Source organism: Amycolatopsis sp. CB00013, from assembly GCF_001905755.1.
Classification (GTDB): domain Bacteria; phylum Actinomycetota; class Actinomycetes; order Mycobacteriales; family Pseudonocardiaceae; genus Amycolatopsis; species Amycolatopsis japonica.
The window spans coordinates 727412-740588 of record NZ_LIWC01000003.1; the positions used below are offsets into that span (position 1 = coordinate 727412).

Here is a 13177-nt window from a genome sequence, read left to right on the forward strand (position 1 = left end):
GAGCGGGTCAGGACTGCTGCTTGTCCCGCCACTCGATCCAGGACCGCAGCTTGTCGAGGTTGTAGTCGGGTCCGCCGGTCGCCACGGTGAACAGCGAGACACCCAGGTCCAGCAGCTTCGGGCCGAGTTCCTCGGGCTCACCGTCGACGGCGACCGAACGCTCGATCTCCTTCGGGTCGCGCCCGACGTCGGCGCAGTGCTGGTCGAGGATCTTGACCTTGCGCTCCACCACCTCCGGGTCGCCGAAGCCGTGCCAGATGTCGGCGTGCTTCGCGACCAGGCGCAGCGTCTTCTTCTCGCCGCCACCGCCGATCAGCACCGGGATCTTGCGGGTCGGCGCCGGGTTCAGCTTGCCGAACCGGCTCTCGATGCGCGGGAGCGCCTCGGCCAGGTCGTCGAGCCGCCCGCCCGCGGTGCCGAACTCGTAGCCGTACTCGTCGTAGTCCTTCTCGAACCAGCCGGAGCCGATGCCGAGGATCAGCCGTCCGTCGGAGATGTGGTCGACGGTGCGGGCCATGTCGGCGAGCAGTTCGGGGTTGCGGTAGCTGTTGCACGTCACCAGCGCGCCGATCTCGACCCGCGACGTCGACTCCGCCCAAGCGCCCAGCATCGTCCAGCACTCGTAGTGCAGCCCTTCGGGCTCGCCGTAGAGCGGGTAGAAGTGGTCCCAGTTGAAGACGATGTCCACACCGAGGTCTTCGGCCTCCGAAGCCGCCCGTCGGATCGCCTTGTACTCGGCGTGCTGGGGCTGAAGCTGGACGCCGATCCGGATCTTCCTGTTCGAAGCAGAGGTCATGATCGCAGCCTAAGCCTGGAGTTGCTCCACGTGCTCGCCAGCAGTCTCGGCAGCGCGACACCCAGACGGCGGCGGTGGGGGACGACCGCGCGCGTGTTCAACACGTCGTACCCGAGGGCCACGATCTCGTCGAGGATGCCTTCGTAGAGCACGAGCGCGGTCCGCACGCAGTCACGGGATTCCTCGCGCAGCAACGGGATGCCCGCTTCGGCGCGGCGGTACACGGCCCGGTTGCGTGCCACCGCGACGGCGAGCGCGCGCCGCACCCGCCGGTCGGGCAGGCCGCGGGCGCGGGAGAATTCGAGCAGCTCGCGGTCGACGCCGAACGCGGCCAGTTCCTCGGTCGGCAGGTACAGCCGCCCCCGGTCCAGGTCCTCGCCGACGTCGCGCAGGAAATTGGTCAGCTGGAACGCCTCGCCCAGCGCGGCGGCGCCGGGTACGGCTTCCTCGACCGGGACGACGGTGCCGAAGATCGGCAGCATCTGCAGGCCGATCACCTCGGCCGAACCGTGGATGTACTCCCGGAGGTCGGCGTAGGTCGCGTATTCGGTGATCTTGAGGTCCATCGCCATGGACCGCAGGAACGCGTCGAACAGGTCGCGGTCGAGGTCGTGGCGCCGCACGGTGTCGGCGAGCGCCGTCAGCACCGGATCGGCGGGCGTGTCACCGTCGAAGACCCGCGCGACCAGGGTGGCGACCTCGTCCAGCGCGACCGCCGGATCGGTGCCGGGCGCGGGATTGTCGACCACCTCGTCCGCCATGCGTGCGAAGCCGTACAGCGCGTGCGCGAACGGCCGCGTCCGCGGCGGCAGCAGCCGGGTCGCGAGGAAGAAGGTGCGGCCGTAGTGCGCGTTGATGCGGCGGCATTCGGTGTACGCGGCCCGCAACGCCGGTTCGGTGATGCCCGCGGCGTCGAGTTCGCTCATCGGCCGGTGACCCTTCCCGCCGCGAGCCTGCCGGAGATCACCACCGGCGGGATGCCGACGCCCGGCGTGGTCCCGCAGCCGGCCAGCACGACGTTGTCCACCGCCCGCATCAGGTTCCCCGGCCGGAACGGGCCGGTCTGCGCGAACGTGTGCGCGAGCGAGAACGGCGTGCCCGCGGTGAGCCCGCGTTCCGCCCAGCCCGCCGGGGTGATCATCTCGTCGACGGAGAAGTCGTCCGAGAAGCCGGTGAGGCCGCGTTTTTCCAGCGTGCGCAGGAGTTCCGCGCGATACGCGGGCCCGACCCGGCCCCAGTCGATCTTGCCGCGGACGAGGTTCGGCGCCGGGGCCAGTACCGAGATCACCTGGTCGCCGCCGGGCGCGAGGGCCGGTTCGGTCGCCGTCGGCCGGGTCACCAGCAGCGAAGGATCGCTCATCAGCTTGCCTTCGCGGATGATCTCCGAGAACGTCTTCTCCCAGGCGTGGCCGAAGAAAATGGTGTGGTGGCCCAGATCCGGCCACGTTTTCGGCGCGTGCCCGTGCAGCACGACGGCCGACGGCGAGTACCGCAGCGGCAGCGGACGCCGGGGGCGGGCACCGAGCAGCCGGTACGCGGTGCCGAGTTCGGTCGCGAGAACCACCGTGTCGCAAGGGATCCGCTCACCCGTGCGGGTCCGTACCGCGCGCACCCGCGAGGAAACCCTTTCCAGCCAAGCGGCTTCGGTGCCGAAACGCAGCTCCGCGCCGGCGCGTTCGGCCGCGTTCGCCATCGCCCGCGCGATCTCGCCCATCCCGCCCGACGGGTAGTAGACCCCGCCGACGGTGTCCATGTAGGAGATGACGCCGTACGCGCCGATCGCGCGCGCCGGATCGAGCCCCGCGTAGAGCGCCTGGAAGGAGAACAGCCGGCGCACCCGGTCGTCGCGCAGGAACCCGCCGATCTTCGGGCCGAGCCGTCCGAAACCGCCCAGCGCGGCCAGCTTCGCCAGCTCCGGACGCACGAGATCGAACGGCGAATCGAAGTTCGCGCCGATGAAGTGGTCCTTCTGCACCGCGTACAGCTCGGTCAGCCAGCGGCGCAGCCGCCGGTAGCCCTCGGCCTCGGCCGGACCGGCGGCCTCGCGGATCTCGGCCTCCATCGCCGCCGCCTCGGTGTGCACGGCGATCGTGCTCCCGTCGGCGAACCGCGCGCGATACGCGGGGTCGAGCCGAGTCAGCGTGAGGTTGTCCGCCAGGGATTCGCCGACGGCGGAGAAGGCTTCGTCGAGCAGTTCCGGCATGGTCAGCACGCTGGCGCCGGTGTCGACGGTGTTGCCGCCGAAATCCGCCTGTCCGGCCCGGCCGCCGGGAGTCTTGTCCTGCTCCAGCAGGGTCACCCGGCGTCCGGCGCCGAGCAGGTGCAGCGTCGCCGACAGCCCGGCGAGCCCGCCACCGATCACCACCACGTGGTCACTCGGACCGGTGACCGTGCGCATCAGTAGGTCCGCTGGGTCGCCTTGACGACCAGCCCGGTCAGCGCGGCGGGAGCGGGTTCGGCCAGGTGGGCGCGGTCCAGCGCGGCCATCGCGGAGTCGGTGAGCTCGTCGATACGGCGTTCCACCGCGTCGACGGCGCCGACGTCCTGCAGTGCTTCGCGCACGGTCTCGACGGCGTCTTCGGACAGGTGTGCGTCGCCGATGGCGTCGGAGATGACCTTCGCAGCCGCGTCCTTGCCCTGTTCGGCCGCCCGCTGGAGACCCAGCGCGACCAGCAGCGTCCGCTTGCCCTCACGCAGGTCGTCGCCCGCGGGTTTGCCGGTGACCGACGGGTCGCCGAACACGCCGAGCAGGTCGTCCCGCAGCTGGAACGCCACGCCGACCTCGTCGCCGAACTCGCGCAGCGTCGCGATCAGGGCGTCGTCGGCGCCGCCGAGCGCGGCACCGAGGTGCAGCGGGCGCTGGACGGTGTACGCGGCCGTCTTGAGCTTGCAGATGTGCAGCGCCGCCTCGGGGGAGGCGTCGCCGGTGGCCTGGGTGCGGACGTCGAGGTACTGCCCGGCGAGCACCTCGGTGCGCATCGCGCGCCACGCCGGCCGCGCCGCCGCGAGGGCCGCGGGCGGGAGCGGGGCCTCGCCGAACATGTCGTCGGCCCAGGCCAGCGCGAGGTCGCCGACCAGGACGGCGGTCGCGAGCCCGAACGTGCTCGGCGAACCCAGCCAGCCGCTGTCGGCGTGCAGTTTGGCGCCCGCGATGTGCACCGTCGGCGAACCGCGGCGCGAATCGGAGGAGTCGATGAGGTCGTCGTGGATCAGCGCGCACGCCTGGATCAGCTCCAGGCTCGCCACCGCCTGCAGGACACCTTCGACGTCCGGCCCGCTCGGGTCGCCGCCCGCGCCGCGCCAGCCCCACCAGGCGAACGTCGGGCGCAGGCGTTTGCCGCCGCCCAGCACGAATCCGGCCAGCGCGTCGATCCCGGCCCCGACCGTCGGCTCGGTGCGGCGGATTTCGGCACCGGCGCGCTCGAGGAATCCGGCCAGCGCCCGCTCGACGTGGGCGGGCAGATCGGCGTCGTAGGCGGACGTGTCCATGAGCACATCCTCCGGGAAGGACGTCGTCGTGACCCAGTCGGGTGCCTTCGAATGTGGCGGAACTCGCCGCATTCCGTCCTCTGAATGCGGTAGTTGCCCGCGCAAGGACCGCATTCAGAGGACTAAACGCGGGTCTTGTCGTAGTGCCGCTTCGCCCGCGCCCGGTTCCCGCAGTCCGACGAACTGCACCAGCGCCGCGACCGGTTGCGCGTGTGGTCGGTGAAGATCCAGCCACAGCCGGGGCCCTCGCACTCCCGGATCCGTTCCAGTTCCCCGGACCGGAGCAGGTCCTCGGCCGCCAGCGCGAGGAAGTGCGGCAACGCGGTGTCGTCCACCAACGGCACTTGCCACCGCAGCGGCAGGGACGGCGTGAGTTCGGCGTGCCGGTACGCCGCGAGCAGTGGCTTCCGCAGCGGAGTGGCGTCCGGTGAATCCGACACCAGCACGCGATACAGCGTTTCGCGGAAGCCCTTCACCGCCTCCAGGACGGCTTGGGAGATCTCCAGCCGTCCGGTGCCCGCGCCGACCAGGACGACCCACTCGGACAGCCGTTCCGGCGCCGAAAGCCGGTCTTCCCGCCGGGCCGGATCGTGCCGCCAGGAAACGGTGTTGACCAGGTCCAACGGCACGCTCCCGCCGATGCTGTCGTACCCGTCCCAGTGGCCGTCCACGAATCCTCCTAATGGTCAAAACTAGTTTAGCTTGTTAGGGTCGAGGTATGACGACACTCCGGCGGAACTACCTGGCCGGCGCCCGTGTCGGGCTCGGACTGGGTGTCGCGACCTTCGTCCTCGGTGTCACCTTCGGCGCGTACAGCCAGACCCTCGGCTGGGGGATCGCCGCCCCCATCGTCGCCTCGATCGTGGTGTTCTCCGGCTCGGCCCAGTTCGCGATGGCCACCGCGCTCGCGGGCGGCGGCAACCTCGCGGTCGCGGTCGGCGCGGCCGCCCTGATCAACGCGCGGTTCCTGCCGATGGGCGCCGCCGTCGCCGCCGATCTGCGTGGCGGACGCCTGCGCCGCGCGTGGGAAGGCCAAGCCGTCGTCGACGGTTCATGGGTCGCCGCCCACCTCGGCGAAGGACGCTTCGACCGCGAGAAACTCATCGGCTGCACGCTCGTCCAACTGCCCGCGTGGGTGCTGGGGACGGTGCTCGGGGTGCTGGCCGCGCCGCCGCCGGACGTCGTCTCCCGGTTCGGGCTCGACGTCGTGTTCCCCGGCTTCTTCCTGGTCCTGCTCATCGACGAACTGCGCCGGTCACGGCAGGCGGTGCTGACCGCGGCGCTCGCCGCCTGCCTTGCCGGGATCCTGGTGCTGTTCGTCCCGGTCGGGCTCGCGCTGATCGGCGCTTCGGCCGCCGCGCTGGTCGGGCTGGGGGTGCGGCGATGACGCTCTGGCTCACGATCGTCCTGGTGGCGCTGGTCAGCATCGGGTTCAAGGCGGCGGGACCGGTCCTGCTCGGCGACCGGACGCTGCCGCCGCGGCTCGCGGGGGTGATCGCGTTGCTCGCGCCCGCGCTGCTGGCCGGGCTCGTGCTTACGGACGTGGCCGGCCCGGCCTGGTCCGGGCTCGACTGGACGCTTTGCGCCGGTCTGGCCGCGATCGCGGTGACGTACGTGCTGCGCGTGCCGGTGCTCGCCGCGATCCTCTGCGGCGTGGTCGTCACAGCGGTGCTGCGGTTCCTCGTCTAGTGCCAGAACGGTCCGCTCAGCCCGGCCTGCTCGAAGTAGGCGGCCGCCGCGGCCGGGTCCCGGCGGGTGTAGCCGTGGTCGAGCCTGCCGTCGTACCAGCCGGCCGCGAGCCGCCACAGCGTCGCCAGATCCATGACGTAACCCTTGTCCTGCCCCGTTTCCGCCAGCCATTCGTCCACACAGGACTCACCGCAGAACAGGCGCTGGTTGGCACAGGTGTGCACGACGTCGTCCCACATCCGCGCCACCGGGACCAGGAAATGCGCGACCAGACCACCCTTCGGCGGGGTCCGGTCGTTCACCATCAGCGCCTGGGGTTCGCCGCAGCCGCGGCAACGGGTGGACACCAGCACCTCGGGCTCGCCCTTGACCAGATGCGGGATCGCGAACGCGTCCCACGCGCAGCCACCCCACCACAACGTGCGCTCGCCCATCACGGAGAACCCGAGCGGGATCGCCGCGAACGGATGCGCCAGCACGACGTGCTCGCATTCGTCGAGGACGAGATGCCGCCGCTCCGCGAGCCGGTGCAGTGCCTGTTTCGCCACCGCGAGCGATCCGTGGGCGGCGTCGGCCAGTTCCGGGGCCGTCGGCGGCCTCCCGTGCTCGGCGAACGCGCGGTAGACCGCCACGCGGACGTCCTCGTCCCAGCTGGTGTCGGTTTCGGCGCTCATGGCGGCTCCCTGTGCTCGTCTCCGAGTCTCCCCAGGTCGGCCCCCGTCGGCAACCGCTCGTACGTGGCCGAAGTCGCCCGTCCATAGCCTGAGAGGGGGCTCCCAGCCAGCGGACATTCCCCCTTAACATGGGCCGTATGACGTCGGTGGTCGAGCGGTTGCAGGGTGATGGACCCGTGTTCTCCATCGAGTTCTTCCCGCCCCGGGACGCGGCCGACGAGGCCGTTCTATGGAAGTCGATCCGGGAACTCGAGCCGCTGGACCCGGCTTACATGTCGATCACCTACGGCGCGGGCGGCTCCAGCCGGGACGGCACGATCCGCAGCATCGCCCGCGTCGCGACCGAAACCACGCTGGTGCCGATGGCGCACCTCACCGCCGTGAACCACTCGGTCGCGGAACTGCGCAACGTCATCGGCTGGTACGCCGCCGTCGGCGTGCGGAACATCCTCGCGTTGCGGGGCGACCCGCCGGGCGACGTCTACGGCGACTGGGTCCCGCATCCGGACGGGCTGAACTACGCCGAGGAACTCGTCGAACTGGTGCGTTCTCTCGGCGACTTCTGCGTCGGAGTCTCGGCCTTCCCGTACGGCCACCCTCGCTCGGCCAACCTCGAAGCCGACACCGAATACCTCGTGCGCAAGCTGCGCGCGGGCGCGGATTTCGCGATCGCGCAGCTGTTCTTCGAACCGGAGGACTTCCTCCGCCTGCGTGACCGGGTGGCGGCCACCGGCTGCGAAGCGCTGGTCATCCCCGGCATCATGCCGCTGACCACGCCGCGGACGCTGCACACGTCCATCAAGCTGTCCGGCGCGCCCGCGCCGCGGCGGCTGCTGGACCGGCTGGAGCCGCTGGCCGACGACCCGAAGGCCTTCCGCGCCGCGGGTATCGACGCGGTGACCGAGCTGGGCGAGCGGCTCATCGCCGAAGGCGTCCCCGACCTGCACTTCTACACGTTCAACCGGTCCAAGGCCACGCGTGAGGTGGTCAGCAGGCTCGGGCTCGTCCCCGCGCGGGCGTAACTCCGTACCGAAGTCGCCCGCGATCCCGGTAGCGTGCCGGTCATGGCTTCAACCGCGCGAAGTGTGCACGAGATCTGTGACCGGTACGTCGACGAGTACGCCGCGGCCGACCCGGTCGCCGCGACGACGTTCGGAATCTCCGGATACGACGACCAGCTGACCGACTATTCGCCCGCCGGGCACGCGGCCAGGGCCGCGATCGCCGCGCGCGCACTGGCCGACATCGCCGCGGCCGAACCGGTCGACGACGGTGAACGCGCGGCCAAGGCCGTGTTCAGCGAGCGGATCGCGCTGAACCTCGAAATCCACGAAGCGGGCCTCGACATCGCGGCGCTGAACGTGATCGAAAGCCCGGTGCAGGAACTGCGCATGGTCTTCGACTTCATGCCCACCGAGACCGCGCAGGACTGGGCGACGATCGCCGCCCGGATGGCGAGGGTGCCCGAAGCGCTCGACGGTCTCCGTACGTCGCTGCTCGCGTCCGCCGACGCGGGCCGGGTGGCGGCGTTGCGGCAGGTCGGCAAGGTCGCCGAACAGGCCGAAACCTGGGCCGGGCTGAAGGACGAGACCGGTTTCTTCGAGACCCTCGCCTCCGGCGCGAAAGACGTCGACGAGAAGCTCCGTGCCGAACTCGGCCAGGCCGCTCACGCCGCCCAGGAGGCGTACGCGGAGTTCGCCGGTTTCCTCCGCGCCGAGCTCGCCCCGCTGGCGCCGGTCAAGGACGCCGTCGGCGCCGAGGTCTACCAGCTGTGGTCCCGGGTGTTCACCGGCGCCACCCTCGACCTGGACGAGGCCTACGCCTGGGGCTGGGCCGAGTTCACCCGCCTCGAAACCGAGATGCGCGAGGTCGCCGGCCGGATCAAACCCGGTGCCACCCTCGCCGAGGCGGCCGCCGCCCTCGACGCCGACCCCAAGTACACCGTGCGTGGCCGGGCGGAATTCCAGGCCTGGATGCAGAACCTGTCCGACAACGCGTTGAAGTCGTTGCGCGGCAAGCACTTCGACATCTCCGACCGGGTGATGGCGCTGGAGTGCAAGATCGCCCCGCCCGGCGGCACCGTCGGCGCGTACTACACCGGCCCGAGCGAGGACTTCTCCCGCCCCGGCCGCATGTGGTGGTCGCTGCCGCAGGGCCGGGACGAGTTCACCACCTGGCGCGAGGTCAGCACCGTCTACCACGAGGGCGCGCCGGGTCACCACCTGCAGATCGCGACCGCGGTCGACCAGTCGGAGTCGCTGAACAAGTACCAGCGGCTGCTCGCGTTCACCTCCGGGCACGCCGAGGGCTGGGCGCTGTACTCCGAGCGGCTCATGGAGGACCTCGGGTTCCTCGCCGACGACGGCGAACTGTTCGGCATGCTGTCCGAGCAGCTGTTCCGCGCCGCGCGGGTGATCGTCGACATCGGCATGCACCTGGAACTGGAGATCCCGGCGGGCCCCGGTTTCCACGAGGGCGAACGGTGGACACCCGAGCTGGGCCTGGAGTTCATGCTCACCCGGACCGTCACCGACCCGGCCCACGTGCACGACGAGATCGACCGCTACCTGGGCTGGCCGGGGCAGGCGCCGTCGTACAAGCTCGGCGAACGGCTCTGGCTCACCGCCCGCGAGGAGGCCCGCGCGCGGCAGGGCGACGCGTTCGACATCAAGCAGTTCCACACGCGGGCGCTGGCGCTCGGCGGGATGGGGCTGGACACGCTGCGGGAGATGCTGGCCGCTCTCGACTGACCCGCCACTCCCGCCCGCCCCGTGCCAGGAACGGTCCTTTCCTTGCAAATTTCGCCAGGAAAGGACCGTTCCTTGCATCCGGAGGGGGCCTCCGCGTGCCGCAATTCACGTGCCCCCGGTACCGCGGCCTTGATACGTTCCCTCTCGTGCACCGGATCTTTCTCGTCACCCCACCCCCCGCTGCCTGAGCGGGGTGTCTCCGGCCGCGCGGCGTTCCCGCCGCCCGGCCGATCCGTGCTGCACTGAAGCACCCCGCGTCGTCGACGTCCTTTCCGACAGACACAGACGCAGGAGCGTTTCCCCATGTCCGTTGCCGTACCCACGCGTGCCCGATCGTCGGCCGCGCTCGTCCTCGCCGGGGTCCTCTGGGGATCCGGCGGCCTCGCCGGATCCCTGCTCGCCTCCCGGGCGGGGCTCCATCCGCTGAGCGTCGCCGCGTACCGGCTGCTCATCGGCGGCGTGATCGCCACCGGCTACCTCTGGCTCACCGGAGGCCTTCGCGGCCTTCCCCGCACGCCACAGGCCCGTCGCCGCCTCCTGGCGGTCGGCGGGTTGTTCGCGCTCTTCCAGACCAGCTACTTCGCCTCGGTCTCGCTGAGTTCCGTGAGCGTCGCGACGATGACCACCATCGGCAGCGCGCCGGTGCTGCTCGCCGTCGCGACGGTCGTCAAAACCCGCCGCCTGCCCGGAGCGTGGACGGCGGTGTCCCTGGCCGGGTCGCTCGCCGGGCTCGCGCTGCTGCAATGGACGCCAGGGCAGGAAGCCGACGTCGCCGGTGTCTTGTTCGCCCTGCTCGCCGCGGCCGGGTTCGCCGCGCTGACACTCGTGACCGCGACCCGGGTCGAGGGGCTGGATCCCTTGCCCACCACGGCTTTCGGCTGCCTGATCGGCGGCGCCGCACTCACTCCCGCCGCGTTGTGGTTCGGGATGGCCGTGCCGTTTCAGGCCGACGTGCTCGCGCTCGTCGTCTACTTCGGCGTCGTGCCCACGGCGCTGGCGTACGCCGCGTACTTCCGCGGCCTCGAAAGCGCGCATCCGGTCCTGGCCGCGTTGTCCGCGCTGCTCGAACCGCTGACCGCCGCGCTGCTGTCCATGGCCGTGCTCGGGGAACGGCTCGGCGCCGTGGGCTGGTGCGGCGCGGTGGTGCTCATCGCCGCGCTCGCGGTCGCCTACACGAAACCCTAGAGCGGCAGCGTCCGGCCGAGGATCGCGAAGGGCCGCGGATCCCCGGCGAAGTGGTAGTCCCGCAGCACATCGACGAATCCGACGCGCCGGTACAGGTTCCAGGCCCGGCTGGTGCCTTCCGGCGTGGAAAGGAGGACGTGGGCGCTGGGCACGCCGTCGAGCAGCCGTCGCAGGAGGTCTTCGCCGATCCGCTTCCCCTGGCTTTCGGGGCTGACGTGGATCTCGGTGAGCTCGAAGTAGTCGGACATCCAGTGCTCGGCGGCGGCCTGGCCCTCGCGACGGGTCAGGCCGTGGCGGACCTGTTCGTGCCACCACTGGCCGCCGCGGCCCTTGTAGCCGTAGGCGAGCCCGAGCAGGACGCCGTCCGCGTCGAGCGCGGCCATGCAGCGCCAGCCTTCGCGCAGCGCGTGCGTGAGCCACATCGGCGCGCGTTGCTCCGCCGTGCCTTCGGGGTAGCGCATGGCGTTGACGTAGATGGTCAGCGCCTCGGGGAGCCGGGCGCGGAACTCGTCCGCGGACAGCTGGACGTAGCGGGTGCATTCCGAGGACATCGCGGTCACGGGCGCCCATCCTGCCTGTCGCCCGCGACGTCCGCGGGAGTGCCCCCGGTCAGCGCGACGAGGCCGTCGAACGTCGTGGGGTACACCGACTTCGGATGCCCCGCGGCCGCCCAGACGACTTCGTGGGCGCGTAACGCGGTGTCGACGAGGGTGGTCAACGCCTTCGGGTGACCGACCGGGGCGACGCCGCCGATCGGCTGCCCGGTGTGCGCGCGGACGAAATCCGCGTCCGCCTTGCCGATCTCGTCGGCGCCGGTCAGTGAAGCGAGGAGGCCGGTGTCGGCGCGGTGCGCGCCGGAGGTCAGGGCGAGCAGGGCCGATTCGGTGTCGCCGGTGCGGCTGCGGAAGACGAGGCTGTTCGCGATCGCGCCGACCTCGACACCGAGTGCTTCGGCGGCCTGGGCGGCCGTGCGGACTTCGGCGGGGAGGATCCGGATCCCGTCCGCGGCGGCCTGCTGGCCCGCCTCGGCGAGCGCGGCCGCGACCTTGGCCACCGAGGGATGGTCGATGGTGCTCATACGCCTATGAGATCACGTGGCCGATGCCGTGTCCCGCACCACATGCGGCGATCACCCCGCTACGGGGTTGAAGAAATGAGCACTTCAGGGTTACATTGGAGTTGTTCGAACAGACGTTCGACATTCGGTGAGCGCGCACCGGTAGGTGCCCGGCGCGGGGGCGGGGGAAGCGCCTCGGCGCCGGGCACCGGCCGGCGCTCACGTACAGGAGGAGGGTCGTCATGTCCGTTTCGGTCGTGTCCCCCGACGAAGCCGAGAGGCCGGGGGGCACCGCGCAGCCCGCCCTGCCCATGTCGTTGCGCCCGCCGGCACCACCCGCGGCGGTCTCCTTGTACGCACAGGCGAGGCGGGGGCTCGCCGAAGCAGAGCGGGAAAACGATCCCGCGGAGCGGTTCATCGGCGCCTATCTCGCCGCGCTGCGGGGCGCCGCGGCGGTACTGGAGGCCCGCGGCCGTCCGCACCGGGGCCGTGCCCGCCCGGCGAGCGGCTGGGTGCTGCTCGACTCCGTCGCGCCCGAACTGAAGGAATGGGCGGCGTTCTTCGCGGCCAACTCGGCGACGCGGGCCGCCGCGCAGGCGGGTATCACCGGCAAGGTCACCGTCGAACTGGCGGACGAGCTGACGCGGGCCGCCACGGTGTTCCTGGAACTGGTGCGACGGGTGGTGCACGGGCTGCCGATGGGTGATTCGGCACATGTCGCCTGAATCACCGGGGAGAGGGGGTGCCCGATGGCCGGGCAGGCCATGATCGACCAGGGCAGGTTCCTGGAGGTGATCGGCGCCGAAACCGAGCTGATGGCTCAAGTGGCGCACACCGCGTCCGCCGACGCGCCGGTCCCGACCTGCCCCGGCTGGACACTCGGCGAGGTCCTCCGGCACGTGGGCAGCGTGTACCGGGTCACCCGCCGCTGGATCACCGACGGGCGGCGTCCCGAGCACTGGCAGCGCAAACCGGGGCCGGGGCAGACCCTGGATGAGTACTTCCGCGAGGGCCGGGACGAGCTCGTCGCCGAGCTGTCCGCGCACGATCCGGACGAACTGGCACCGACCTGGTGGCCGGCGGACCGCAGTTACGGGTTCTGGCGGCGCCGGATGGCGCACGAGACGACGATCCACCGGATCGACGCGGAGAGCGCGGCCGGCCGGGACGTGTCGGAGATCCCCGAAGACGTGGCGGTCGACGGGATCGACGAGGCGCTGGTGCTCTGGTTCGGGCAGCGGCTGCCGTTGCTCGGGCTGTCCGGCACCAAGACCGGATCCGTCGGTGTCCGCACCGCGGGCCACACCTGGATCGCCAGGGCCGGCCCCACGGAGACGGTCGCCTGGCGGTGCTCGGCCGACGAAGCCCAGCGCGCGGACGATCTGATCACCGGGAAGCCGGACAAGATCTACCGCTGGCTCTGGGGCCGGGCGGGTCCGACGGCGGTGACGGTCAGCGGAGACCAGGACATGGCGGGACAACTCTGGGCCCTTCTGCGGCTCGCGACCCGATGACCGGTCGGTGGGGAAGCCAAACC

15 protein-coding genes are annotated in these 13177 nt (G+C 71.3%); 7 read left to right on the top strand and 8 right to left on the bottom strand.

From position 1 onward, the window contains the following. Positions 1 to 7: 7 nt before the first annotated feature. The 5 genes from AMK34_RS22950 to AMK34_RS22970 all read right to left on the bottom strand — a co-directional run bounded on the left by AMK34_RS22950 (position 8) and on the right by AMK34_RS22970 (position 4956). Entirely contained in the window at positions 8 to 796 is a 789-nt protein-coding gene (locus tag AMK34_RS22950) for an LLM class F420-dependent oxidoreductase (protein ID WP_038516409.1), read from the bottom strand. Continuing rightward, entirely contained in the window at positions 793 to 1722 is a 930-nt protein-coding gene (locus AMK34_RS22955) for a phytoene/squalene synthase family protein (protein ID WP_073846746.1), read from the bottom strand. The genes AMK34_RS22950 and AMK34_RS22955 overlap by 4 nt, the downstream gene beginning before the upstream one ends. Beyond that, entirely contained in the window at positions 1719 to 3194 is a 1476-nt protein-coding gene (crtI, locus tag AMK34_RS22960) for a phytoene desaturase family protein (RefSeq protein ID WP_073846747.1), read from the bottom strand. Before crtI ends, AMK34_RS22955 begins: the two co-directional genes overlap by 4 nt. Further along, on the bottom strand, positions 3194 to 4285 hold the full coding sequence (locus AMK34_RS22965; protein WP_073846748.1) for a polyprenyl synthetase family protein: 1092 nt from the start codon (positions 4283 to 4285) through the stop codon (positions 3194 to 3196). The genes crtI and AMK34_RS22965 overlap by 1 nt, the downstream gene beginning before the upstream one ends. Positions 4286 to 4407: 122 nt before the next feature. Then, a complete protein-coding gene (locus tag AMK34_RS22970) occupies positions 4408 to 4956 on the bottom strand; it encodes a CGNR zinc finger domain-containing protein (protein ID WP_073846749.1) in 549 nt (182 codons plus the stop codon). A 47-nt stretch (positions 4957 to 5003) separates the two neighbouring features. Between AMK34_RS22970 and AMK34_RS22975 the strand changes: the two genes are divergently transcribed. Further along, complete coding sequence (locus tag AMK34_RS22975) at positions 5004 to 5672, top strand: AzlC family ABC transporter permease (RefSeq protein WP_038516394.1); 669 nt, start codon at positions 5004 to 5006, stop codon at positions 5670 to 5672. Beyond that, entirely contained in the window at positions 5669 to 5974 is a 306-nt protein-coding gene (locus AMK34_RS22980; protein ID WP_073846750.1) for an AzlD domain-containing protein, read from the top strand. Before AMK34_RS22975 ends, AMK34_RS22980 begins: the two co-directional genes overlap by 4 nt. Here the strand turns inward: AMK34_RS22980 and merB are convergent. After that, entirely contained in the window at positions 5971 to 6648 is a 678-nt protein-coding gene (gene merB / locus AMK34_RS22985) for an organomercurial lyase (protein WP_073846751.1), read from the bottom strand. The two genes, AMK34_RS22980 and merB, sit on opposite strands and share 4 nt — an antisense overlap. Positions 6649 to 6785: 137 nt before the next feature. Between merB and AMK34_RS22990 the strand changes: the two genes are divergently transcribed. From AMK34_RS22990 to AMK34_RS23000, 3 genes are all read left to right on the top strand, one after another. Continuing rightward, the gene (locus AMK34_RS22990; protein ID WP_037343226.1) at positions 6786 to 7670 is read left to right on the top strand and encodes a methylenetetrahydrofolate reductase; all 885 of its coding nucleotides are present in this window, start codon (positions 6786 to 6788) and stop codon (positions 7668 to 7670) included. Between the two features lie 42 nt (positions 7671 to 7712). Then, complete coding sequence (locus tag AMK34_RS22995; RefSeq protein ID WP_073846752.1) at positions 7713 to 9398, top strand: DUF885 domain-containing protein; 1686 nt, start codon at positions 7713 to 7715, stop codon at positions 9396 to 9398. Between the two features lie 303 nt (positions 9399 to 9701). Beyond that, complete coding sequence (locus AMK34_RS23000) at positions 9702 to 10583, top strand: DMT family transporter (RefSeq protein ID WP_073846753.1); 882 nt, start codon at positions 9702 to 9704, stop codon at positions 10581 to 10583. On the opposite strand, the gene AMK34_RS23005 is transcribed toward AMK34_RS23000, so the two are convergent. Together AMK34_RS23005 and AMK34_RS23010 are read right to left on the bottom strand one after the other, a co-directional pair. Next, a complete protein-coding gene (locus AMK34_RS23005) occupies positions 10580 to 11143 on the bottom strand; it encodes a GNAT family N-acetyltransferase (RefSeq protein WP_016332697.1) in 564 nt (187 codons plus the stop codon). The genes AMK34_RS23000 and AMK34_RS23005 overlap by 4 nt on opposite strands. Further along, positions 11140 to 11661 carry a YbaK/EbsC family protein gene (locus AMK34_RS23010; protein WP_073846754.1) on the bottom strand — a complete coding sequence of 174 codons (522 nt, stop codon included), beginning with the start codon at positions 11659 to 11661 and terminating at the stop codon, positions 11140 to 11142. The genes AMK34_RS23005 and AMK34_RS23010 overlap by 4 nt, the downstream gene beginning before the upstream one ends. A gap of 221 nt (positions 11662 to 11882) precedes the next feature. On the opposite strand from AMK34_RS23010, the gene AMK34_RS23015 reads away from it, so the two are divergent. Both AMK34_RS23015 and AMK34_RS23020 read left to right on the top strand, forming a co-directional pair. Further along, on the top strand, positions 11883 to 12365 hold the full coding sequence (locus tag AMK34_RS23015; protein WP_007029300.1) for an SAV_6107 family HEPN domain-containing protein: 483 nt from the start codon (positions 11883 to 11885) through the stop codon (positions 12363 to 12365). A 24-nt stretch (positions 12366 to 12389) separates the two neighbouring features. Continuing rightward, on the top strand, positions 12390 to 13154 hold the full coding sequence (locus AMK34_RS23020; RefSeq protein ID WP_038516374.1) for a maleylpyruvate isomerase family mycothiol-dependent enzyme: 765 nt from the start codon (positions 12390 to 12392) through the stop codon (positions 13152 to 13154). Positions 13155 to 13177 lie beyond the last annotated feature (23 nt).

What these genes read in the sequence shown, in the direction of transcription:
- merB (WP_073846751.1), bottom strand. Translation starts at nt 6,648, where the DNA reads ATGAGCGCCGAAACCGACACCAGCTGGGACGAGGACGTCCGCGTGGCG.
- AMK34_RS22975 (WP_038516394.1), top strand. Translation starts at nt 5,004, where the DNA reads ATGACGACACTCCGGCGGAACTACCTGGCCGGCGCCCGTGTCGGGCTC.
- AMK34_RS22955 (WP_073846746.1), bottom strand. Translation starts at nt 1,722, where the DNA reads ATGAGCGAACTCGACGCCGCGGGCATCACCGAACCGGCGTTGCGGGCC.
- AMK34_RS22950 (WP_038516409.1), bottom strand. Translation starts at nt 796, where the DNA reads ATGACCTCTGCTTCGAACAGGAAGATCCGGATCGGCGTCCAGCTTCAG.
- AMK34_RS23010 (WP_073846754.1), bottom strand. Translation starts at nt 11,661, where the DNA reads ATGAGCACCATCGACCATCCCTCGGTGGCCAAGGTCGCGGCCGCGCTC.
- AMK34_RS22995 (WP_073846752.1), top strand. Translation starts at nt 7,713, where the DNA reads ATGGCTTCAACCGCGCGAAGTGTGCACGAGATCTGTGACCGGTACGTC.
- AMK34_RS22990 (WP_037343226.1), top strand. Translation starts at nt 6,786, where the DNA reads ATGACGTCGGTGGTCGAGCGGTTGCAGGGTGATGGACCCGTGTTCTCC.
- AMK34_RS23015 (WP_007029300.1), top strand. Translation starts at nt 11,883, where the DNA reads ATGTCCGTTTCGGTCGTGTCCCCCGACGAAGCCGAGAGGCCGGGGGGC.
- AMK34_RS23020 (WP_038516374.1), top strand. Translation starts at nt 12,390, where the DNA reads ATGGCCGGGCAGGCCATGATCGACCAGGGCAGGTTCCTGGAGGTGATC.
- AMK34_RS22980 (WP_073846750.1), top strand. Translation starts at nt 5,669, where the DNA reads ATGACGCTCTGGCTCACGATCGTCCTGGTGGCGCTGGTCAGCATCGGG.
- AMK34_RS22965 (WP_073846748.1), bottom strand. Translation starts at nt 4,285, where the DNA reads ATGGACACGTCCGCCTACGACGCCGATCTGCCCGCCCACGTCGAGCGG.
- AMK34_RS23000 (WP_073846753.1), top strand. Translation starts at nt 9,702, where the DNA reads ATGTCCGTTGCCGTACCCACGCGTGCCCGATCGTCGGCCGCGCTCGTC.
- crtI (WP_073846747.1), bottom strand. Translation starts at nt 3,194, where the DNA reads ATGCGCACGGTCACCGGTCCGAGTGACCACGTGGTGGTGATCGGTGGC.